This window comes from Paenibacillus sp. PvR098 (assembly GCF_017833255.1).
Taxonomy (GTDB): domain Bacteria; phylum Bacillota; class Bacilli; order Paenibacillales; family NBRC-103111; genus Paenibacillus_G.
On sequence record NZ_JAFIBU010000001.1, the window covers coordinates 4,493,254 to 4,514,680 of the forward strand.

Consider the following 21,427-nt stretch of genomic DNA (forward strand, 5'->3'; position numbering starts at 1 on the left):
GTATAAGGAGGACACGAAAGTATGAAGACAACTATTCCATTGCAAAAGCGAGGCATTCCGGCTAGCCGTCTGGTGCTGGGTTGTATGGGCTTTGGCGGAGGGTGGAACCGGAATCCGGTCACTGCGGACGATCTGAAGCAGGCACACGCTGCGGTAGAAACGGCTCTCTCCTCAGGAATCACCATGTTTGATCATGCTGATATTTATGCTTACGGTAAAGCGGAGCAGGTATTCGGTCAGGTGCTTCGGGAACGTCCGGAGCTTCGGAAGCAAATCGTGCTTCAATCCAAGTGCGGCATTCGGTTTGATGAAGGCCCGGGTCGACCTGCGAGATACGATTTTTCCGAGGAGTATATTCTCTCAAGCGTGGATGGCATCTTGAGCAGGCTTGGCGTCGATTCGCTCGACATCCTGCTGCTGCATAGACCGGACCCTCTAATGGAACCGGAAGAAGTGGCCGGTGCTTTCGAAATGCTGAAGCAGGCCGGTAAGGTAAAGGGCTTTGGAGTGTCGAACATGAGCTCAATGCAAATTCGGTTTCTTCAGTCGTATCTGGATGCGCCGCTTCTTGTGAACCAATTGGAATTAAACTTGGCTAAGCTGGATTGGATAGAGGCCGGTGTGCTGGTGAACCAAAAAGAGGGCGCCGCGGCATCGTTTCCTGAAGGAACGCTCGAATTTTGCCAGATGGAGCATATTCAAATTCAAGCTTGGAGTCCATTGGCTAAGGGGATGTTCACCGGCCGGGAGCAGGAGGATCGACCGGAATCCGTCCGTCAGACTGCAGCTCTTGTCCATGAGCTGGCGGAGCAGAAGGGAGCTGCGCCGGAAGCCATTGTGCTGGCATGGCTGATGCGCCATCCGGCAGGCATCCAGCCTGTAGTGGGCACCATCCGGCCTGAGCGCATTCAAGCGAGCGCCGAAGCGCTCAGGGTGAGCATGACCCGAGATGAGTGGTATTCTTTGTATGTGAGCTCCAGAGGCCGAAAAATGCCGTAATCCGCTTGAAGTGTAAAGACCTCGTGTATACTCCGCTATCAAACGGAATCGACACGGGGTCTTTACTAATTTGTATAAACCTGTCTCTAGTCATACAGATTAATCCTATGGGCCAATCGCAAAACATTGTTTTCCAGTTAAGGGCTGTTTTGATATGATTAAGGTTAAGCATCGTGATCACGCATATGGCATTAATACATAGAGAGAAGTTGATTTCATGAAGCTTAGTGTGTTGGATCTTGTCCCCGTTCTTGAGGGAGCTGACTCCGTTCAAGCGTTGGAGCAAGCGGTATTGCTCGCGCGGACGGCAGAAAAGCTGGGCTATCACCGTTACTGGGTTGCCGAGCACCATGACATGCAGGGTCTCGCCTGTACTTCACCGGAGGTGCTATTGGCCCATATTGGAGCACATACACAGCGGATTCGGCTTGGTTCAGGAGCGGTATTGCTGCCCCATTATAAGCCGATCAAGGTGGCGGAAACGTATCATATGCTGTCTTCCTTATATCCCGGACGGATCGATTTGGGCATTGGGAGGGCCCCAGGCGGTTCAGCGCACGTCAGTATGGCACTCAGCGGTAATTTTTTGGAGAATGTCAGGGTTCTGCCGGAAACGATACAGGCTTTGTCGCATTTGTTGGCCAACAGCTATCAGTTGGAAGGTCAACCTGTCAAGGCGCGGCCGATTCCTCCACATCCCCCTGAGGTCTGGATGCTCGGTACGAACCACAAAAGCGCCTCATATGCTGCCGAATTCGGGACGGGCTATGTCTTCGGACAATTTATGAGCGACAAGGATGGGATGGAGGTTTTAGCCGCTTACAGGCAGGAGTTTCGTCCTTCACATCTTTCCGATGAGCCCCATGCGATCGTGGCCGTGGGTATCGTTTGCGCCGACACGGAAGAAGAGGCGAAAAGCCTGGCTATCAAGGCGAAAGCATGGTTTAGACCGGAGGACCCTGCTGAAGAAGAGGGTCCTGATTCCGAACGCAAGCTGCTGGTCGGTACTCCGGAGCAAGTGAAAGCGAAGCTGGAGGAATTAAGGAGCATGTATGGTGTGGACGAGTTCGTTGTTGTCACCATGGTGCCCGATTACCAAAAGAGGCTTCGGTCCTACGAGTTGTTGGCACGTATCGTAACCATATAATGGAAAAGCGAGGGATGATCCAATGGCCAACCTGTATCCGTACATTTTTAGTGAAGATGCAAGGCAGCAGGCGGAGTTTTATGCCAAGGCATTGAAAGGTGAAATTGGTGATGTCCGGACCTTTGCCGATTCGCCGAATGCGAGCGAGCAAATGAAGGACAAAGTGATGCATCTGGTCTTGCGAGCGGCAGACCATGTTTTCTTTATGGCCGATTCAGAACCGATTCAGCGCGGGAACGGGCTGGATTTGACTTTGGAATACCGGGCAGAGGCCGAAGCGCGGAGCGCGTTTGAAGGGCTAGCGGAAGGCGGTAATGTTATCATGCCGTTCGAGCGGATGTTCTGGGGAACCATGTTCGGTCGTGTAGAGGATCGGTTTGGCGTACGCTGGCAAATCTCGACCGAATCGTAAGCTGTCATAAAAGGGCAACATAGGATCCAAATAGGATCATATTTTCATATCATTCAAATGTGCAAAGGAGCAATGAGGTATGGCAAAGTTATTAACCCCTTTTAGCTTAAAGAGCTTGGAATTAAAAAACAGGATCGTCATGCCGCCGATGTGTCAATACTCCGTTACAGCAAAAGACGGTGAACCGAATGATTGGCACTTTGTTCATTACGTCTCCAGAGCGGTTGGAGGTGCAGGCCTCATCATTATGGAAATGACGGATGTAGAACCGGATGGCCGTATCACGGATTACGACCTCGGATTATGGTCTGACGACCACATCCCTGCTTACAGACGAATTATTACCGAGGTGCATAAATATGATGCCAAAATCGGGATTCAAATCGCTCACGCGGGCCGCAAAGCGGAGGATGCGGACGTCCCGGTCGGTCCTTCCGACATTCCGGTCAGCTCCGATTTCAAGAAGCCGAGAGCTCTCACAACGGCAGAAGTGAAGGAAATGGTCATTAAATTTCGGGAAGCCGCCAGACGGGCCGTCGAAGCGGGGGTCGATACGATCGAAATCCATGGCGCCCACGGTTATTTAATCCATCAGTTCCACTCTCCGGCTATTAACAACCGGAATGATGAATATGGCAGCGATCTGGCGAGATTTGGTGTGGAAGTGATTCAGGCCATAAAGAGCGTGGTTCCCGAGAACATGCCGCTCATCATGAGAATATCGGCGGTGGAATACATCGATGGGGGCTATGACCTGGACCACAGCATCGAAATCGGCAAAAGGTATAAAGAAGCGGGTGTGGATATTTTCCATGTCACGAGCGGCGGGGAAGGGCCAGTAGGCGAAAGAAAGCCGGGAAATTATCCGGGGTATCAAGTTCCGATGGCGCGCGCCTTCAAGCATGCGCTGGACGTTCCCGTTATTGCGGTTGGTCTTATGGATGATCCGAAGCTCGCGGAAGCGACTGTCGCTAATGACGATGCAGATTTGATTGCGGTGGCTCGCGGCATGCTGCGCGATCCATATTGGGCGATTCACGCGGCTCAAGCCGTATCCGGCCAACCCGTTCTTCCGAAGCAGTACGAAGCAGCATATTAAAGAGTCAGTGGAATAATGAAAAAGGCCGCAGCCAGTGCTGAGGCCTTTATTCGTTCAGTGGGCAGACGTTTAGGCTCCCTATCGGAGCCCATGGCATGGCGCTTGCCCGGTACTATAACATTCGGGGAATGCTGAGGGTAGAAATCGGAAGCCATAAGCTCACGCCCAGCAGCATCCAACGGATTGCCGTTTCTTTTGTCGAGCCCGTATCTACAGCCATAAATTTGGGCAGCAGACGGACCTTCGCCTTCAGCGGCCAAAATAATTGTACACCCTGCTCATTGAACAAGTCGATGAGCGGATGCGACAAATAGGCGGCGATGAATACTGCATGATATAATGGAGATAAAGGTAGGGAGAGCAGCATCAAAGCCAGAATAAAAACGATGGAATGCGTCATTGTCCGGTGACGAACGTGGAGAAGACGCAGCAGCGCAGATACAGGGAACAGCAGCTTAGCCATCGTCGATCCCTGCTTGTCCACGTCCGCCAGTGGACCGGCCATGCAGCCGATCAGCACCGCGCCGGCGGCTTCCCAAGACCAAAAAGACACACCTTGAGACACAAGCACTAGCTCAGCGGCTACAAGTCCCGCTGCGCTATGTGTTTTTTGAAGCATACAAATCCTCCCGTTCAGGTATGACATGAAGTGAATTTTGGGAACCAAATAGAGTTCGAACGAATGGGAGAAATATGGACGGTTCGGGCTGAAACGATTTTGGGCAGGCCGTTGATGCAAACTCATCATACACTGAAGGATAGGTAAAGTATCATACGGAATGCATATGAAAGTAGATGTTAGGCTGAGTTGTATCGGGTAAAAGCAACGACTATCGGTGTGGAGGCAGCAGTTTATGAACAAACGATGGTTTCAGGTGAACAGTGCGGTTTATTTGTTATTCATACGTGATGGAAACATTCTGATGCTGCGGCGGGCGAATACGGGGTATGCGGACGGAAAGTTCAGTTTGGTCGCGGGAAAGCTGGACGGGAACGAGGAGGTTAAGCACGCGGCGGTACGGGAAGCGGAGGAAGAGAGCGGTTTACAGCTCACTGCGGGGGATGTGGAGGTAGCCTCCGTTATGCACCGACTATCAGATACGGGGGAGTGGATCGACTTCTTTCTTACAGTGAATCACTGGGAAGGGGAACCTGTCAACAAGGAGCCGGATAAATGTTCCGAGATGGCCTGGTTTCCACTAGATAAACTGCCGGACGATACAATCCCTCACGTGCGTAAAGCGATTCGTAATGTGCTTGACGACATCTTTTATGACAGCTATGGATGGACGAAAGAGGGTACCGGAGACGAAACGTAAGCCTTAGGATCTACCATTTGTGAAATTTCACACAAAAATAGATATAGTCCTATACTTATAATGCAAGATTAGGTATAATGAAGTAACGAAAAAGTCCTACGTTTCAAAGGAAATTGTCGAAAAAAGGAGACCATTTATCTTATGAAGGCAGAGCTCATCAATCCGTTCTTGGAATCGGCTAGAATCGTTATTGAGCAAGTCGCCAATATCCGGCCGTCCACCGGTCAGCTCGGCATCAAAGACGTGAAATTCGTTGAGAATTATATCTGGATTCAAATTGGTATGACCGGACAAATGGAGGGAGACATCGTCTTCGGGCTTCAAGAAGATGTGGCGTTGAAAGTCGTTTCCGCGATGATGGGGGGATATCTCATTACCGAAATGGATGATATGAGCAAGAGTGCCATATCAGAGCTCGGGAACATGATCAGCGGCAATGCCAGCACGATGCTGTTCAATCAAGGGGTCCGTGTAGATATTACGCCACCAAAGCTGGTGCAATCCGCGAATGCGGCAGGCTTTGATGCGAAGAGAGCGCTCACCATTCCACTCATCATGGATGGGATCGGTGAATTGGACATCCAAGTGCTGATTGCTTAATCATTGCAGTTGAAATCATAGCTAAATTACGTGTAAGCTGATAGCGAAGGCTTGATTCCGGTCCTTAGGGCATGCGAATGGCTTTCGCTTTTTTCTTTTATTCTGAGTGAATAGCAGTAAGGGGGAAGCAGTCGATGGATTTTGAAGGTAAAATCGTGGTCATTACCGGCGCTTCCAGTGGAATCGGGGCCATGATGGCGCAGACGCTGGCCGAACGGGGAGCCGTTCCGATTCTGATGGCGCGTTCGGAGAAAAAGCTGAAGGAAGAGGCCGTTAAAGTAAAAGGTCCGTACGGTGTTTATGTGCTTGATGTGACTTCCGGGAAGCAGGTTGCCGAGACGATGGAGCGGGTACTGACTGAACACGGACGTATCGACATCCTGATCAATAATGCCGGATACGGCGTATTCGAGGCGTTCACCAATGCCGATTTGTCCGAAATCGAGAGCATGATGGACGTCAATTACATGGGTACTGTCCGCTGTACGAAGGCTGTGCTTCCGCACATGCTGAAGCAAGGCAGCGGCCATATCGTGAACATTGCCTCGATGGCGGGCAAAATCGGATCAGCCAAATCAAGCGGGTATTCCGCTTCGAAGCACGCGGTGCTGGGCTTCACGAACTGTCTGCGGCAGGAGCTTGTCGGCACTGGCGTACATTTGACCGCGATCAACCCGGGACCGATCGATACACCGTTCTTTGACCGGGCCGACCCTAGCGGACATTACGTGAATAACATCAAATGGTTCATGCTGAAGCCGGAGCAGGTGGTCATGAAAGTGCTCGCAGCGATCGAACGCCGAACGCCGGAAGTGAATATGCCGTTCATGGCTGCTTTCGGAGTGAAGCTGTACCAGCTGTTCCCGCGGTTGTTCGACCAGATCGCATTTAAGCTTTTGAATAAAAAATAAGCGGGTGCCATGCGATGCAAAGCTGCCCGCACAGGCGGATCTGATATGTATTATTCTAGTTTTTGATTCTCGGCTTTCAGCTTAAGATTGAGGTCGCGCACTTCCTCGAACAGCTTGCGGATATCGGCTTTCCCATCCGGGTGCGACTGGTTCCAATGGCTGGCCAGTGCGGGCATGGTTTTGTGAATGTGGTTGTAAATCGCCCATACTTTTATTTTTTCTATCATTTCTGGAGACGTATCGCCGGTAAGAAGCTCGGAGAACTTCTCGACGAGACCGTCGAATTCGTCTGTAAAACGGGAATTCATTGAAATTCCACCTTTCCGGTCATACTACATCATAGTTTAGCTTGAAGAAACCTTAGTGTCAAAAATGGAGTGAGAAGGGCATGCAAACGGAAACGCAGAGGAGCACCGAGAACAAAGAGGATAAGCTTGCGGCGAAGGAAACGGCAGCTCCACCGGACAGACCGCCCGTTAGCAGACCGGCGGACGGCATGCTGGTGGAGCGTGAGCCGCTGCGAAGCCAGGCCAAAGGGATCAAGCTGTATCTCTTAACCTATATGAGTCAGGGCTTGAAGGTCAAGGGCTACTTGGCCGTTCCGGAGGATGCGGTTCCGGGACCGGGATTGCTTTACTGCCGAGGGGGAATCCGGAAGGTCGGGATGGTGCGTAAACGTCGTATTTTCTCTATGGCCAGGCGAGGGTATGTGGTGTTCGCCCCCTTTTATCGCGGGAATGAAGGCGGCGAAGGCCGGGAGGACTTTGGCGGAGAGGACCGGTTCGACGTACGCCATGCCGTGAAGCTCATGCAGTCGCTTCCTGAAATGGTGCCTGGTCCTGTGCCGTTAATCGGTTTTTCCAGAGGAGCGATCATGGCGATGCAGGCGGCCAAGGAGTGTCCCGAGGTCGTCGGTCCCGTTGTCGTCTGGGGCGGCGTGAGCGACTTGTTCGATACGTACGAGGAGCGTGTGGATCTTAGGCGGATGCTGAAACGCGTGGTGGGACATCCGCGGAAGCAGGCGGATGCGTATGAGCAGCGATCCCCGGTGTATTGGGTCGAGCAGGTGAAGGTGCCTGTGATGATTGTTCACGGTATGAACGATATGCAGGTCAGTGTATCGCATGCGCGTAAACTCGCGGAGGCGTTGGAGCGGGAAGGTAAAGACTATGCAATGGAGCTGTATGAAGGCTTGGAGCATCGTTTTCCGAAGGAGGACGACGAGCGCGCGCTTGATGCCGTGTTCGCTTGGATTACACGGAAGCAGGAAGAAATGAAACATTCCTGAGCATAAGGCGTTAAGAAGACAGACACCTGCACAGGTTCGATGGTATGCGCAGGTGTTTTTTCATTAAGGTGGCTTGCGGCTTACTCCCGCGTATCGTCGTCTTTTTCATCGAGCCGTTTATGAAAAGTAGCCTTCCAGCTGGAAGACAGCTCTTCCACTTGGAGTAGCTCCTCCATAGCGGTCCGATTCGTTTTCTCCTGGTGCATGATGCGGTTGGCGTATGCTAACGTGAATAGCTTCGGAAGCCGATCGAGTGGAACAAGGCCGTCTTCTTTATTCACCAAGCCTTCCTCCAGCACCCGGAAATAATATCCGGTGTATCCGGTATTCTGAACCAGCAGAGGCAAGTCGGTCCGACCTAGTTTAACCGATAGTTTAAAGCAAGGCTGACGCGGTTGGCTGACTTGAACGACCGCCTGACCTAGCCGGAACGTATCCCCGATACAGACCTGCTCCTCGGTCAAGCCGCTTATCGTCAAATTTTCACCGAAGGCTGCCAGCGGCAGGGATGTTCCGATCACGGATTCCCAGTAAGAATAATGCTCATGCGGATACACGCAGACGGCTTTGTCTGCTCCGCCATGATGTATAAGGTCCGCTTGACCGTCTCCCTCGAAGTTCAATCGACTCAAGAAAATAGGGCTGGCGGCAGGAGATTTATAGATCCCCGTCAGGAGCTCTTTCTTTTGATAGGAAACGGTCTTCGGCTGTCCTACATTAATGGAAACGATGTCGATGCTCATCGGAGCCCACCTTCCTTATTTTAGGGTATTATATCGCGCTTGCTTTGCGTGGAGCAATTCATTTTTCGTCAGGATGGTGTAAAAGAGCAATCGGCGGTACAATTTGGTATACTAAATAAACGAAAGTCATGTGGAAGGGATGATGGAATGAATACGGGTTTTTCTTCTTTACATATAGCCCCAGCGTACGTCAAACGGCTTCAGGAGCTGGAGATTACCGAGCCTTCGCCGATTCAAGCGGAGGCGATACCGGTCGCGCTGGAAGGAAGGGATATCGTTGCCCAGTCGCAAACCGGAACAGGAAAGACGCTCGCTTATGCGCTGCCGCTGCTGCACAAGGTAGACGAAGGGCTAAGGGAGGTGCAGGCGCTTGTGCTGGTGCCAACCCGTGAGCTTGGCATGCAGATTGTCGGTACACTGGAGGAGCTGACAAAGGGCAGTGATATTCGAGTACAACAGCTGATCGGGGGAGCCTCCATCGATCGCCAAATCGACAAGCTCAAGCTGAAACCGCAGATTGTGGTCGGAACGCCTGGGCGCGTGTATGAGCTCGTCAGGCTGAGAAAATTGAAGCTTCACGGCATTCGCACGGTTGTTGTCGATGAGGTAGATCAGGTGTTTGAGCTCGGTTCGATGCAGGAAGTCGAAGCATTGTTCAAAGGCATGCTTCGCGACCGGCAGCTGCTGTTCTTCTCTGCAACGTTCCCGGCGCCGCTTCAGAATGTAATCGACCACTGGATGCGCGATCCTGCATATGTGCGCGTGAATCCTACGCAGCGTACGTCAGAAACGCTCGATCACTTGTATTTCGTCTGTGAGGAGCGGGAGAAGATTGACACGCTGCGCAGGCTTGTCCGGTTGTATAACCCCAAGGCCGCGATAGTGTTCATTAACGATACGGACAACATCGGGGAAGCGGTGGCCAAGCTGCAGTACGTCGGCTTGTCCGTGGAAGGTCTGTACGGCGAAGCCTCCAAACAGGACAGGGCTAATGTCATGCAGGCGTTTCGGGCGGGAAAATTCCAGCTGCTGCTGGCAACCGATGTAGCGGCGCGCGGACTGGATTTGCCGCAGGTGACGCATGTCATCAATCTGGACCCGCCGATCGATGCCGACCATTATGTGCATCGCGTGGGCCGCACGGGTCGTATGGGGCGGAAAGGATTGGCCTTGTCGATCATCACGCCGCGGGAGCAGTTCATCATGAACAAATTCTCCAAGACGCTCGGCATTGATATCGAGCGGAGATCGATGTTTAAGGGCAAAGTGGTCGGTCCAGACCAGGAGAGGGAGCCGCGCCGCGAGGGCAAAAAGCTCGTGGAGCGAAGAGTGCCAAGCAGGGACGCTGTGCCATCGGATCGCCAGGATTCGCAAGCTGCCGCACCGAGTCAAAGCAAGCCTGCGCGGGTCAGCAGCAGCGCCAAGGGCGTGCCGGCCCAGCAGAAGGCGCCAGATAAGCGGAAGCCGGAGAGGGAGCGCGATCGCAAGAACAAAGGTGCGCCGAAGTGGCTGAAGGAGAAGCAGCAGGGGAATCCGAAGCCATAAAAGAACGACCAGGGTGGTGATATTCGAGTGATCGTGTTCATCCAACGGTTCGTGGTTTTGGCTGCCGTTCTTACCTGTCTCGCCGCCGGTGTGTTATGGTTTGTTCGCCCGGCTGAGCCGCTTGACCTGTCTTACGGACAGCTGGACCTGCGGGGTAAGCTGACGGATATGCTGATGAGTCGAAGAATGGAGACGGTTCTGACCGAGCGAGAAGTGAACGATCTGCTGAAGCAAGCGCTCACCCACAGGCCAGAGGTACGACCTGGCGTCACGTTGACGGGTGCGGCGTTTGTGCTGCAGGGAGAGCGGTTGTCAGCCGATGTGAACCTGCTCGTGCAGCAGCGCCTTGAGGTGGGAGCTAAGCTTTGGTTTGAGCTGAGCTGGAAGGAGCCTTATTTGACGGCGCTGCATACCGGCACCGAAATTCGTGGCAGGTCCGTTCCTCTTGAATGGCTTCGATTGGAACCGCTGAGGATAGAGCTAAACGAATATTTACCGACGCGCATAAGCATCCGTGAGATGGCTTTCGAGGGTTCGACGGTTAGGCTAAGCTTGAAGATGCGATAGGATAAAGAGGAGCCCGGGTCACGTTCGTTTGTGACGCTGGGCTCCTCTTTAGGTTAAGCGTTCTGAGGCTCGTTCCCATCACGGAGCGTATCCCTCTTGCTGCGGTTGCGCAGAGGGATACAGAAGGGCAGGCCGATCAGAACGATGATCGTTGCAAGGATATATACGTCATTCACGCTAAGCGTGAATGCCTGCTGCGCCACAAACACCTTGTCGGCAGGATGGTCCGCTGCTCCGGAGCTGGTGAGCTCGTCGGTATGCACCGCGACGCGGGACGCGAGAAGCGAGGTGAACAGCCCGATGGAGAAGGAGCCAAGGCCTTGGCGGATCCAGTTGCTCGCCGAGGATGCATGACCTGACAGCTCCCGTGCAATGACCTGCATTCCCGCATTGGACGCAGGCATGGTGGACAGCGCAATCCCGATATTGCGGATGGTCATCCAAAAGATGATGTAGCCTTGTGGTATATCCAGACGCAGTTGCGCCATAGCGAATGTTCCGATGCCGATCAGCACAATGCCGCTGACGATGAGCCACATCGGGCCGATACGGGCGTAGAGCTTGCCGGTAATCGGCATGAAGATCGCCATAGCGAGCGAAGAGGGTAGCAGAATCAAGCCAGTGTCCATCGCGGAGACGTGTTGGATATTTTGCAGAAAAACGGGTGTCAAATAGGTTCCCGAATAAAGACTGATCGTAATAATGGAGCTCAGGATCAAGGTGTAGGTATAACGGCTGTTCTTGAACACACTTAGATTGAGCAGCGGTTCAGGGGTACTGAGCTCCCGCCGGATGAACAAGACGAGCGTGACTGCGCCGAAGCCAAGCAGGGATAACGTTTGCCATGAGCTCCATCCAAAGCGATGCGCTTCACTGAAAGCGATGAGAAAGGAAGAGCTGCAGAGAACCACCGTTACAAAGCCGAACAAATCGAATGATTTGGGCGTATGGAGCCGATAGTAAGGAATCATCTTCATGGCAACGAGTACTGCAAGAACTCCGAACGGGAGGTTCATGAGGAACAGCCATTCCCAACCAAAGCTTTCGATCAGCCAACCGGCAAGCGTTGGACCGATCGCCGGGGCCAGCATCGCGGACAAGCTCCACATGCTCAGGGCAAACGCTTGACGCTCCTTCGGAATGATCTGATACACGATCGTCATGGTAGCAGGCATCACCATCCCGCTGAACACGCCCTGCAGAATACGAAAGGCGATCAGCGATTCGATGTTCCAGGCTGCTGCACAAAATCCAGACATCACGGTAAAGCCGATCAAAGCGGTGACATATAAATATTTTGTGCTGAAACGGTCCCCAAGATAGCCTGTAATCGGGGCGATAATCCCGGTGGACAGCATAAAACCGGTCAGTGTCCACTGTACGGTAGATAAATCCGTTTGAAAATCCCTCATGAGGATGGGAATGGCTACATTGATCGTGCTCACCCCTAGAATGGCCAGGAACGAACCGAAAAAAATTCCGAACATGACGGGCCAGAAAGGAAAGACGTCAGCTTCCTTTGACTTATTCGCTTCGTTTATTTCAGGTATGGACACTTCAGTTTTCCCCTTCCTCAAATAACGCAGTGTGATTTGAGTATCTATATTACTTTAGTTATAAATAATTAAATTTTGAATTAAATTATTGTACCTCGTTTCACACTTCATGTCAAAATATTACAAAAGCATAGGAAACGGCATGAAACAAAAAACGGACCCCCGCAAGGTCCGTTATTTTGCGTAATCCTAATGCTATTGTCGCTTCTTCACATATTGTGCGTAGACAATCTCTCCTGTATCCAATTTGGCAATTTCCTCTGCCGTCCAACCGGCGATCTTGTTATTGCCGGTCACACCGGTCAGTTGAATCGCGTATTTGCTTGCAAGATAGTCCTGAAGCGCAGGCATGTCCGCCTCTCTCAATTCGCGCAGCTTCTTTTTGCCTTGAATTTGCCCTAAGATAACCCCGATCGATTCCGCGGCGAGGCCGGTGTTCGGCTGAATACGCGCGCTGCCGAAGGCGATGGCGGAGGCTCCGACATTCTTGCCGGCCATGATCACGTTATCGTAATTCTTGAGCAGGAAGCTGCGCAGCGGCATCCCGTATTTATCGGGACGGCCCATCTCGATGCCCCACTTGTTCGCGCTAGTGCCCTGCAGGTCAAGCGGATAGCCGCCGATGCTGACATTATCCCAGAACATTTTGGCCCCCAGCATGTCCGAAGGCTTGAGCACATAATCGGTTTCGTAATGGTTATACTCGCGTATGTACAGGTAATTCGGGAAGCCGTTCAGCTCTGCATTCTCCCAACCGACGATGCTGCTGCGGAAATGATCCAGGATCAGCGGGATTTCCTTCTTCCCAAGCTCCATCGCTTCGGCGACCGATTGATCATCGGACGGGTCGACGGTATAAATCAGGAACGCATTGATAATGACTTCGCCGTCCCTCTGATGGACAGCATTAAGGCCGCGCAGGAAGACGCGATCGTTCGTGGATTGGTATCTGTTGGTTATCCCCGTCAGTCCGATCGCATAGCTGTGATCCACTTGGCCATAACCGTACTTCTTGTTTCGTTCCTGTATAGTCAAGCTTTTAAAATGCTGCTGGAATTTCGTCCAATCGACGTTTTTAAACTTCATCATCATGCCGGAACTCATATATTCGATTTCGTTTTGTCCGTAGAATTTTTCCAGTCCAGCCAGACGGTTAACCTCAAGCTTGCTCGCCATCGCGGCGTAATCGGTATTTTCTACCCAATAAGAGGATTCGATCCGTTTCTTTTGTCCGTCCTTCGTTGTATATTGAAGCGCCCCCACGGTATGAGCCCCGAATTGCCCCGGCAGCTGCTCGACACTGTCGATGCGGATGCCCTGCTCTACAGGAATGCCTTGAATAAGCTTATCGAAATATTGCTCGAATTCACCTAGCTTGCGGATTTTGCCATTCCGAAAACCGTCGAACAGCTCCTTGGCCCGCCCCTGAACCAGCAGGCGGCGCGCGTCATCGCGGGTCTCGTCCAAAAACAGCATTTCACCCTGCAGCACCTGGCCGCCGAACGCTTCGCGAGTGTCGAGCACCTTCACCTTGAGACCCTCGTCCACTGCGGCGCGGGCCAGGTAGAGGCCCTCAAGCTCACTGCCTATGATGACAATGTCCGTCTGTTCACTTGGAATGGTCGGCTCTTTAGATTCCGGGTTAGGTTTCAGCTCGGGCGTTACAGCCCCATTAGTTGCGGCTACATTCGGTGAGCCCGTCTCTTTGCCGTTCCAGTCGACCAGAGAAGTATACACCGCAGCCATAGCGACGAGAGCCAGAACCGTCAGCAGGACGGTCAGGTTTCTTTTTTTAGGTTTCCTCCTCAAAAGCATTCTCTCCTTTGTACAGATAGAGCTTTTATATGAAAGCGCCATCGATTCTGCAGTTAAGTCTATCATTTTTGGTAAAGTTGAGCAAAAGCACCCCCACAAACATTTTGGGAACGGCGAAATGATTAGTGAAGCAAAGAACTCTTCGCGAAGGTTCTGAAATCATTCCTCATCTAGAATATAACGACTTGCGTGCACGCGCTTTACGAAGCGGCGTCCGGACAAGCGATTCTAACGTTACGGTATATCCGTCCGCCAGTCTCTTGTCCGGACGGTGTGGTTACTGCCTGTCAAAAAAATCAAATTTCAAAGGAGAATGACGATGAACACAACATTTAAAAAGACGATGATTTCCGCAGTGACTTTGGCTATGGTACTGGGCGGTTCTACTGCGGCGTTCGCCGACGGTAAAGGTAAAGGACGCGATAAGGACAAGGACGACGATCATGATTGGAAGAATCGTTTTGAGTCCCGTTTTGACTATAAGAAACATGATAACAACGATGACGATGACGACGATGACAAATACGAAGATATCAAAATTAAATTAAGCTTCGATGATTTGAGAGGACAAGATGTCGAGTGGGCGGCGCGTTATATAGCAAGCTTGGCATCAAAGCGCGTATTTGAAGGTTATGAGGACGGTACGTTCCAGCCTCGCAAAACGATTTCCCGCATCGAAGCGATTACAGCGGCCGTTCGTTTGATGGGTCTCCGGGCTGAAGCTGAATCCGATGCGGCGATGCAGGCGAACCTGAACTTTAAAGACGCTAACAAAGTTAAGGAAGACTATCCTTGGGCGACAGGCTATGTCTCCGTAGCGCTGCAAAACGATCTGTTCTTGGAAACAGACGATAAGGTGCAACCGGGGAAAGAAGCAGATCGTCTATGGGCAACAATGCTGCTTGTCAAAGCTCTGAAGCTACAAGATGAAGCCAAAGCGAAAATGAACGCACAGCTGCCTTTCAAGGATGCAAAACATATTCCTGCAGGAGCCGTGGGTTACGTAGCGGTTGCACTGGAAAGAAATCTCATTGACGGCTATGAGGATAACACATTCCGTCCGAATAAGCCGGTAACCCGCGCTGAGCTCGCAGCTTTGCTTGACCGTACCGGAACGCAATTGCCGGACCGTACTTCCGTGAAAGGGACGGTAACCGCAGAGGTTTACAACAACTTGCTTCCGATCAAGCTGGAAAACAATACGACGATGAACGTTGAACTGGACGCAAACGCCTTTATTTTCCGTAATGGCGCCAGAGTGGCAGCGACTGAAATTCGCACAGGAGATGAAGTGCTGGTCCGTACCTATAACGGCAAAGCGATTTATGTTGAGGTTCTGAATCAGACGAACAATCCTGAGCAGCGCGTGGACTTCACCGTCACTGGCACGCTGAACAGCTACACGTTTAATTCCAAAGGACAGCTCGCAAACATTTCCATCAACCAGTCGGTAAACGGCGGAGTCCAGACTGCGGTATATGGCGTATCTTCCGAGCTGTACATTTCCGGTGATCTCAGCTTGCTGACCGCAGGCCGCTCGCTTGAACTGAGAGGCAAAGACCAAATCGTACACACCATCATTATTCGATAGATAACAGACTAGATCAGAAAAAGGTTAGAGTTGCAGCGTAAGAGCAGCCCTTCATCCAGCGCCCGGCGTTAGGATGAAGGGCCCTTCTTTGTTTATCGGCATGATAACAAGGGTGGACACGATTTTCTTTCCGTGTATAATTAGTAGAAAATATGGTGAGAAACGTTGGAGGAAGCGCCAAAATGACTGCACAACGCATCAAGCTCGAGGACATTATCGTTGCCAGCCACGTGCTGAAGGATGTTGTCCATCATACCCCGTTACAAAAAAATTTCATTTTGTCCGAGAAATACGGCTGTAATGTTTACTTGAAACGGGAGGATCTTCAGGTCGTCCGTTCGTTCAAAATACGCGGTGCCTATAACCTGATCCGCAGTCTCCCCGAAGAGAAGCTGCAAAGAGGTGTGGTATGCGCCAGCGCCGGCAATCATGCTCAGGGCGTGGCGTATTCCTGCAAGGCGCTGGCAATACCGGGCAAAATTTTCATGCCGGCAACGACGCCTCGGCAAAAAATTTCGCAAGTGAAGTTGTTCGGAGGCTCGTTCGTGGAGGTGCTGTTGATTGGCGATACGTTTGACGACTCGCTTAAAGAAGCTTTAGCTTACTGTGAGCAGGAAGACATGTCGTTCATTCATCCTTTCGATAACCCTAAGGTGGTTGCGGGACAGGGCACTGTTGGCTTAGAGCTGATGAACGACATGCGGGAGCAGGCCGACTACGTCTTTGCCGGCATTGGCGGCGGCGGCCTGATTGCAGGTATAGGCACATACATCAAAAGCATCAGCTCCACGACCCGGGTCATCGGGGTTGAAGCAACCGGTGCGCCCTCCATGCGGCAGTCAATCGATGCAGGAGAGATCGTGACGCTAGGAGAGATCGACAAGTTCGTTGATGGAACGGCCGTCAAGCGGGTCGGCGAGATCAACTTCGACATCGCCCGTGAAGTCGTTGACGCTATTGTCGTGGTGCCGGAAGGCAAAGTATGCACGACGATTCTCGAGCTGTATAATGAGAATGCGATTGTTGCAGAGCCCGCAGGGGCTCTTCCGGTTGCAGCGCTGGAGTTCTACCGTGAGGAGATAGCGGGCAAGAACGTTGTGTGCGTCATCAGCGGCGGCAACAACGACATCGACCGGATGCAGGAAATTAAGGAGCGCTCGCTCATCTATGAGGGTCTGAAACATTACTTCATCGTCAACTTTCCTCAGCGGGCAGGTGCGCTGCGGGAGTTCCTCGAGCATGTGCTGGGACCGAACGACGATATTACCCGGTTCGAATACACAAAGAAAACGAGCAAGGAGAACGGGCCGGCCTTGGTCGGCATTGAGCTGAAGCATAAGGAGGATTTCGGTCCTCTGACCGACCGGATGCACCAAAGGGGCCTCCGATTCAGTGAAATCAACAAAGATCCAAATTTGTTCAATTTGCTTATTTAAATTCCAGTCGTCTCATTAAAAAAGCCAAGTCTGCAGGCTCCTTAGGGAGCCGTAGACTTGGCTTTTTCGTATATTGATGCGGATTTATTTAGCAGCGATCTTCTCGATATCCAATACGCCCTGGTAGATCGTTTCGAACAGCTCTTCGATGTTCGCTTCCTCGATGCAGGAGAACGCGACACGCAGGTCGGTTTGGCCGAGTGCAATCGTACCGATCCCGTATTGCTCCAAGAGATGAACGCGAAGCGTTTCGGCATCGACGTTCTTCAGCTTCAGGCACATGAAATAGCCGGAATTGAACGGGTAGTACTCCCAGGCGCCGTCGAACTTGCCGTTGTCGAGCAGAGCTTTGGTGCGGTTGGCACGGCCCTTCATGATCTCGAATTTCTCCTGCTTCTGCGCATGGAAATCCGGAGATTGCAGCGCGTGAAGCACGAACGTTTGGGACGGATGCGGACCACTGGAGATCGTCGCGCGGATGATACCCATGGTTTTCTGCTCAAGCGCGGCCAGCATGGCGTCACTTTGACCGGCATAGGTGATAAAGCCGACACGGAATCCCCATACGTACTCTTCCTTGGTGGCTCCGTCGATTTTGACCGACAGGACGCGCGGATGCAGATCCGCCAAGTCCCCAGCCAGTGATTCCTGCAAGGAATCCTCGAAGAATAAACCGAAGTAGGCGTCGTCCGTCACGGCAACCACGTTAATGCCGGCTTCAGCCGCATCCTTGATGGCCGATACGATCGCGCGTCCTTCTTCCAGACCCGGCGTGTAGCCTGTCGGATTGTTCGGGAAGTTGAGCAGTACAATCGCCTTGCCCTTATTCTTCTGCGCCAACAGAGCTTCGCGGAGCGCGTCCGCGTTAAATTTGCGCTCGCTGTTGTACAGCGGATAGTAGACGAGCTCGGCTCCGCGGCGAATGCCGAAGGTCAGCTCATAGTTTTCCCAGTTTTTGTCGGGAATAATTACGGCATCTCCGGGTCCGGCGAACAAGTCGGCGACAATGCTCAGCCCGTGCGTCAGCGCATTGGTTGCGATCGGATTGCCCAGACCCTTGCCTTGCAGGGACGGGTTTTCTTCCAGCATCTTGCTGCGCCAAGCGGCACGCAGCTCCGGTTTGCCGGCAGGCGGTGCATATTCGTAAATGTCCTTGGGGTTATATGCGGACAACGTGTCTTGAATGACCTTCAGATGCATCGGTTGGCCGTTCTCAAGTGCCGTACCGATGGTAGCGTTAAATTTCTTGGCTTTCGTCTTCGCTTCTGCAGATTGGCTGAGAATGCCGACTTTAGGGAAATAGATTTGCTTGCCAAGATCGGAAAGCATGTCGTATACGTGCTGGTTTTCCTTCGCGATCGTTTCATTCAATTGTTGGGCAAGTGGGTTCATTCTGATTCTTCCTTCCATGTTCTTCTGTATGCATGCATTAGCTCATATTATATCACTTTAGCGCGGGAGCGTCACGGTGCTTTTTTTACAAATTACGTGCGGCGTAGGAAACCATTCGAGCTTTTTTTCAAGTAAAGACATCTTGGTTTTGTCCGGAAGGCTGTGTTACGATGGGTTAGACTATATTTGCACGAGCGGAGGCACCTCATGTCAGCCATCAAACGATACGAAAGCATTATGGAGCTGATGATAGAAAAAGGAGAAGTAACCGTTGCTGAACTTGCCGCACGGCTTGGGGTAACGGGCAAAACGATCCGTCAGGATTTGGAGAAGCTGGAGATCAAGGGGCTGCTGCTGAGAACCCACGGCGGCGCGATCCTGGAAAACGTTGGGTATTCTGGCTTGTTCCCGGACAAGATGCCCAACGGCAAGCAAGCGAGTGAAAAACACGAGGCCGCTATGTGCGCATTGTCCTTCATCGAGCAGGATGATATTATCGCCCTGGACAGCGGCAGTACGACGCTGCAAATCGCCCGTCTGCTGGACAATGCGCCGCTGACGGTCATTACGAATGACCTTTACATTATCAGCGAGCTGATCAAGAAGGATCAGATCCGGCTCGTCGTTCCCGGCGGATTCCGCAGTCGAAACCTGCTGGTGAGCGAGGATGCGGGAGGGTTTCTGGATAAGCTGAACGTGCAGAAGGCGTTCTTGTCGACCACCGGGATTCATCCGGAGTATGGCTATACGATTTTCACGCATATGCACTTGGAGCAAAAGCAGGCGTTGATCCGCTCAGCCAAGCAGGTGTTTTGCGTTGCCGACAACAGCAAGTTCGATAAATGCGCGCTGATCACGTTCGCCAAGCTTTCGGAGATTCCGGTCATCATCACAGATACTGCTTTGCCGGAAGAGACAGTACAAAAGTATAAGTCAGCAGGCGTTCGCATTGAACGGGAGTTCTCCGTGGGTGCGGAGGGGTAATATTTTTTTATTTATTTATTTAGGTTCATTTCGGTTTATAAATAATTTAATATGTACCAAAATGAACGATCGTATTATAATAGCAAGTGAATACGTTATCGGGAGGAACTCATATCATGATGGAAAACCGCTATGCCGCCAATCCAACAGACACGAAATCATACGATACGGAACGCTTGCGCAAAGATTTTTTGATGGAGGGTTTATTTGTTCCAGAGCACCTGAACATGGTATATAGTCATGTAGATCGCTTTATTACGGGTGGCGTTATCCCGGTAAAAGAGCCGGTGAAGCTGGAAGCCGACAAGCACGATATCGGTGCGGATTATTTTCTGGAGCGCCGCGAGATCGGAATCATCAATATCGGTGCAAAGGGAAGCGTAACCGTGGATGGAACCGATTACGAGCTGGACAACAAAGATTGCTTATATGTCGGTCTCGGAAACAAGGAAGTATGGTTTAAAAGCGCGGACGCATCGAATCCGGCGCGATTTTATTTGAGCTCTACGCCTGCACACAAAAATTACCCGACCCAAAAAGCGGCGATCAGCCAGGCGGAACCGGCACAGCTGGGATCTCTCCCCAACTCCAATGAGCGCACGATCTATAAATACATTCATCTGAACGGCGTGCAAAGCTGTCAGCTCGTGATGGGCATGACGCTGCTGAAGCCGGGCAACATGTGGAATACGATGCCCAGCCATACGCATAACCGCCGTTCGGAAACGTATCTCTACTTCGACATGCCGGAGGATGGCGTTGTGTTCCATATGATGGGGGAACCAAGCGAAACCCGCCATCTTGTCGTTCGCAACGAGCAAGCGATCATCAGCCCGAGCTGGTCGATTCACAGCGGCGTTGGCACAAGCCATTATACATTCATCTGGGCGATGGCCGGAGAGAATCAAGAGTTCACGGATATGGACATGATCGAGATGCAGGACCTGAGATAAAGATAGGATGATGCAATAAAAAACACAAGCGCCAACCGTTTCTAGTGCGGATGGGGCTTGTGTTTTTTGTATTCTTACGGCGGCTAAAAAATACTCCAATCGAACTGCTCCGACAGTGTTTGCAGCAGATGAACCCCTGCAGTGCTGTTGCCTTTGTCGTTGAGCGCCGGACCAATCACGCCAATGCCATAACGGCCGGGAACCAGCGCCATAATGCCGCCGGAGACGCCGCTCTTGGCCGGAAGGCCGACACGAATAGCAAATTCCCCGGAAGCGTTGTACATGCCGCAGGAAAACATGAAAGTTTTGGCGATTTGCACGTAACGCCTAGGGATCAGTTGGCGTCCGGTCAGCGGGTCCGTGCCGTTCATCGCCAGTACTAGGCCCATTCGGGCCACGTGACGGCAGGTCAGCTCGATCGAGCAGTGCTTAAAGTACACGTCGAGGATCTCCTCCACGTCATCGGCTTCGGAAAGGACTTCATTATCCTTCAGGAAATAGGCTAGCGACCGGTTGCGGTGGGCGGTAGAAGACTCTGAACGATACACGGCTTCGTTGTAGGTGAGCGTTGCGTCACCCGCGAGCTCCCGGAAAAATGCGAGTATGCGTTCCGTTTTTTCCGCCGGTGTGGCTCCGTGGATCAAAGAGGAGATGGCAATGGCCCCAGCATTGATCAAGGGATTGAACGGTTTGCCGGGCTCTACCAGCTCCAGCTTGAGCATAGAGTTGAAGTCGTCGCCCGTCGGCTCCATCCCGACCTTGCTGAACACACCTTCCTCGCCCCGATCTATTAACGCGAGGAGCAGTGTAAATACTTTGGAAATACTCTGCATGGTGAAGCGTAAGCCGCAGTCGCCCGCGGTTACCTCCCGTCCGCCGCTATCGATTATCGTAATACCGAGTGCATCGGCAGGGGCGAGAGCCAATTCGGGAATATAGGAAGCCGGTTGGCCTTGAGACGTTTCGCTCCGGCTTGATTCTAACCATTCGGGCAGCCTGAGGGTAAGCCGGTTCAATTCGGATTCGTTGGTCAAAACAGATAACCTCCTTTCTTATTAGAATAGCTTTTT

Annotated in this window: 21 protein-coding genes; 14 read left to right on the forward strand and 7 right to left on the reverse strand. The window is 52.0% G+C overall.

Going from position 1 to position 21,427, the window contains the following annotated elements; translation table 11 throughout:
- Positions 1-21 precede the first annotated feature (21 nt).
- From JOE45_RS22275 to JOE45_RS22290, 4 genes are all read left to right on the forward strand, one after another.
- Positions 22-999 (forward strand): aldo/keto reductase, encoded by a 978-nt coding sequence (locus JOE45_RS22275; RefSeq protein ID WP_210022303.1) that lies wholly within the window; start codon positions 22-24, stop codon positions 997-999.
- A gap of 217 nt (positions 1,000-1,216) precedes the next feature.
- Positions 1,217-2,146: an LLM class flavin-dependent oxidoreductase gene (locus JOE45_RS22280; RefSeq protein ID WP_210022302.1), complete on the forward strand. Its 930-nt coding sequence runs from the start codon at positions 1,217-1,219 to the stop codon at positions 2,144-2,146.
- Positions 2,147-2,168: 22 nt separating this feature from the next.
- Entirely contained in the window at positions 2,169-2,558 is a 390-nt protein-coding gene (locus tag JOE45_RS22285; RefSeq protein ID WP_210022301.1) for a VOC family protein, read from the forward strand.
- Between the two features lie 79 nt (positions 2,559-2,637).
- Positions 2,638-3,657: an NADH:flavin oxidoreductase/NADH oxidase gene (locus JOE45_RS22290; RefSeq protein ID WP_210022300.1), complete on the forward strand. Its 1,020-nt coding sequence runs from the start codon at positions 2,638-2,640 to the stop codon at positions 3,655-3,657.
- A 112-nt stretch (positions 3,658-3,769) separates the two neighbouring features.
- On the opposite strand, the gene JOE45_RS22295 is transcribed toward JOE45_RS22290, so the two are convergent.
- On the reverse strand, positions 3,770-4,276 hold the full coding sequence (locus tag JOE45_RS22295; RefSeq protein ID WP_210022299.1) for a metal-dependent hydrolase: 507 nt from the start codon (positions 4,274-4,276) through the stop codon (positions 3,770-3,772).
- Between the two features lie 235 nt (positions 4,277-4,511).
- On the opposite strand from JOE45_RS22295, the gene JOE45_RS22300 reads away from it, so the two are divergent.
- The 3 genes from JOE45_RS22300 to JOE45_RS22310 all read left to right on the forward strand — a co-directional run bounded on the left by JOE45_RS22300 (position 4,512) and on the right by JOE45_RS22310 (position 6,487).
- Entirely contained in the window at positions 4,512-4,976 is a 465-nt protein-coding gene (locus JOE45_RS22300) for an NUDIX hydrolase (RefSeq protein ID WP_210022298.1), read from the forward strand.
- A 141-nt stretch (positions 4,977-5,117) separates the two neighbouring features.
- Positions 5,118-5,576 (forward strand): chemotaxis protein CheX, encoded by a 459-nt coding sequence (locus JOE45_RS22305; protein ID WP_210022297.1) that lies wholly within the window; start codon positions 5,118-5,120, stop codon positions 5,574-5,576.
- 134 nt (positions 5,577-5,710) lie between these two features.
- On the forward strand, positions 5,711-6,487 hold the full coding sequence (locus tag JOE45_RS22310) for an SDR family NAD(P)-dependent oxidoreductase (protein ID WP_210022296.1): 777 nt from the start codon (positions 5,711-5,713) through the stop codon (positions 6,485-6,487).
- A 50-nt stretch (positions 6,488-6,537) separates the two neighbouring features.
- On the opposite strand, the gene JOE45_RS22315 is transcribed toward JOE45_RS22310, so the two are convergent.
- Positions 6,538-6,795, reverse strand: coding sequence for a YusU family protein (locus tag JOE45_RS22315; RefSeq protein WP_210022295.1), 258 nt, complete (start codon positions 6,793-6,795; stop codon positions 6,538-6,540).
- Between the two features lie 188 nt (positions 6,796-6,983).
- On the opposite strand from JOE45_RS22315, the gene JOE45_RS22320 reads away from it, so the two are divergent.
- Positions 6,984-7,775 carry an alpha/beta hydrolase family protein gene (locus tag JOE45_RS22320; protein WP_461479655.1) on the forward strand — a complete coding sequence of 264 codons (792 nt, stop codon included), beginning with the start codon at positions 6,984-6,986 and terminating at the stop codon, positions 7,773-7,775.
- Between the two features lie 80 nt (positions 7,776-7,855).
- Here JOE45_RS22320 and JOE45_RS22325 read toward each other — a convergent pair whose 3' ends face one another.
- A complete protein-coding gene (locus JOE45_RS22325; protein WP_210022293.1) occupies positions 7,856-8,518 on the reverse strand; it encodes an MOSC domain-containing protein in 663 nt (220 codons plus the stop codon).
- A 147-nt stretch (positions 8,519-8,665) separates the two neighbouring features.
- On the opposite strand from JOE45_RS22325, the gene JOE45_RS22330 reads away from it, so the two are divergent.
- Complete coding sequence (locus JOE45_RS22330; RefSeq protein WP_210022292.1) at positions 8,666-10,063, forward strand: DEAD/DEAH box helicase; 1,398 nt, start codon at positions 8,666-8,668, stop codon at positions 10,061-10,063.
- Between the two features lie 27 nt (positions 10,064-10,090).
- Positions 10,091-10,630 (forward strand): hypothetical protein, encoded by a 540-nt coding sequence (locus JOE45_RS22335; protein ID WP_210022291.1) that lies wholly within the window; start codon positions 10,091-10,093, stop codon positions 10,628-10,630.
- Between the two features lie 53 nt (positions 10,631-10,683).
- Here the strand turns inward: JOE45_RS22335 and JOE45_RS22340 are convergent, their stop codons facing one another.
- On the reverse strand, positions 10,684-12,186 hold the full coding sequence (locus tag JOE45_RS22340) for an MDR family MFS transporter (RefSeq protein WP_348632573.1): 1,503 nt from the start codon (positions 12,184-12,186) through the stop codon (positions 10,684-10,686).
- A gap of 195 nt (positions 12,187-12,381) precedes the next feature.
- On the reverse strand, positions 12,382-13,995 hold the full coding sequence (locus JOE45_RS22345) for an FAD-dependent oxidoreductase (protein ID WP_245247117.1): 1,614 nt from the start codon (positions 13,993-13,995) through the stop codon (positions 12,382-12,384).
- A gap of 325 nt (positions 13,996-14,320) precedes the next feature.
- Here JOE45_RS22345 and JOE45_RS22350 point away from each other — a divergent pair, with 325 nt between their 5' ends.
- On the forward strand, positions 14,321-15,592 hold the full coding sequence (locus JOE45_RS22350) for an S-layer homology domain-containing protein (protein WP_210022289.1): 1,272 nt from the start codon (positions 14,321-14,323) through the stop codon (positions 15,590-15,592).
- A gap of 182 nt (positions 15,593-15,774) precedes the next feature.
- Positions 15,775-17,028, forward strand: a complete 1,254-nt coding sequence (gene ilvA / locus JOE45_RS22355; protein ID WP_210022288.1) for a threonine ammonia-lyase IlvA — start codon at positions 15,775-15,777, stop codon at positions 17,026-17,028.
- Between the two features lie 84 nt (positions 17,029-17,112).
- Here ilvA and JOE45_RS22360 read toward each other — a convergent pair whose 3' ends face one another.
- Entirely contained in the window at positions 17,113-18,420 is a 1,308-nt protein-coding gene (locus JOE45_RS22360; RefSeq protein ID WP_210022287.1) for an aminotransferase class I/II-fold pyridoxal phosphate-dependent enzyme, read from the reverse strand.
- A 207-nt stretch (positions 18,421-18,627) separates the two neighbouring features.
- On the opposite strand from JOE45_RS22360, the gene JOE45_RS22365 reads away from it, so the two are divergent.
- On the forward strand, positions 18,628-19,404 hold the full coding sequence (locus tag JOE45_RS22365; protein ID WP_210022286.1) for a DeoR/GlpR family DNA-binding transcription regulator: 777 nt from the start codon (positions 18,628-18,630) through the stop codon (positions 19,402-19,404).
- 119 nt (positions 19,405-19,523) lie between these two features.
- Complete coding sequence (gene kduI, locus JOE45_RS22370; protein ID WP_210023513.1) at positions 19,524-20,357, forward strand: 5-dehydro-4-deoxy-D-glucuronate isomerase; 834 nt, start codon at positions 19,524-19,526, stop codon at positions 20,355-20,357.
- An 83-nt stretch (positions 20,358-20,440) separates the two neighbouring features.
- Here the strand turns inward: kduI and glsA are convergent, their stop codons facing one another.
- The gene (gene glsA, locus JOE45_RS22375) at positions 20,441-21,391 is read right to left on the reverse strand and encodes a glutaminase A (RefSeq protein WP_210022285.1); all 951 of its coding nucleotides are present in this window, start codon (positions 21,389-21,391) and stop codon (positions 20,441-20,443) included.
- Between the last annotated feature and the right edge of the window lie 36 nt (positions 21,392-21,427).

Bases quoted from the DNA above. Each gene is read 5' to 3' on its own strand.
- JOE45_RS22300 (WP_210022298.1), top strand. From the start codon at position 4,512: ATGAACAAACGATGGTTTCAGGTGAACAGTGCGGTTTATTTGTTATTC.
- JOE45_RS22290 (WP_210022300.1), top strand. From the start codon at position 2,638: ATGGCAAAGTTATTAACCCCTTTTAGCTTAAAGAGCTTGGAATTAAAA.
- ilvA (WP_210022288.1), top strand. From the start codon at position 15,775: ATGACTGCACAACGCATCAAGCTCGAGGACATTATCGTTGCCAGCCAC.
- JOE45_RS22280 (WP_210022302.1), top strand. From the start codon at position 1,217: ATGAAGCTTAGTGTGTTGGATCTTGTCCCCGTTCTTGAGGGAGCTGAC.
- JOE45_RS22285 (WP_210022301.1), top strand. From the start codon at position 2,169: ATGGCCAACCTGTATCCGTACATTTTTAGTGAAGATGCAAGGCAGCAG.
- JOE45_RS22275 (WP_210022303.1), top strand. From the start codon at position 22: ATGAAGACAACTATTCCATTGCAAAAGCGAGGCATTCCGGCTAGCCGT.
- JOE45_RS22295 (WP_210022299.1), bottom strand. From the start codon at position 4,276: ATGCTTCAAAAAACACATAGCGCAGCGGGACTTGTAGCCGCTGAGCTA.
- JOE45_RS22310 (WP_210022296.1), top strand. From the start codon at position 5,711: ATGGATTTTGAAGGTAAAATCGTGGTCATTACCGGCGCTTCCAGTGGA.
- JOE45_RS22330 (WP_210022292.1), top strand. From the start codon at position 8,666: ATGAATACGGGTTTTTCTTCTTTACATATAGCCCCAGCGTACGTCAAA.
- JOE45_RS22305 (WP_210022297.1), top strand. From the start codon at position 5,118: ATGAAGGCAGAGCTCATCAATCCGTTCTTGGAATCGGCTAGAATCGTT.
- JOE45_RS22350 (WP_210022289.1), top strand. From the start codon at position 14,321: ATGAACACAACATTTAAAAAGACGATGATTTCCGCAGTGACTTTGGCT.
- JOE45_RS22320 (WP_461479655.1), top strand. From the start codon at position 6,984: ATGCTGGTGGAGCGTGAGCCGCTGCGAAGCCAGGCCAAAGGGATCAAG.
- JOE45_RS22365 (WP_210022286.1), top strand. From the start codon at position 18,628: ATGTCAGCCATCAAACGATACGAAAGCATTATGGAGCTGATGATAGAA.
- JOE45_RS22315 (WP_210022295.1), bottom strand. From the start codon at position 6,795: ATGAATTCCCGTTTTACAGACGAATTCGACGGTCTCGTCGAGAAGTTC.
- kduI (WP_210023513.1), top strand. From the start codon at position 19,524: ATGGAAAACCGCTATGCCGCCAATCCAACAGACACGAAATCATACGAT.
- JOE45_RS22325 (WP_210022293.1), bottom strand. From the start codon at position 8,518: ATGAGCATCGACATCGTTTCCATTAATGTAGGACAGCCGAAGACCGTT.
- JOE45_RS22360 (WP_210022287.1), bottom strand. From the start codon at position 18,420: ATGAACCCACTTGCCCAACAATTGAATGAAACGATCGCGAAGGAAAAC.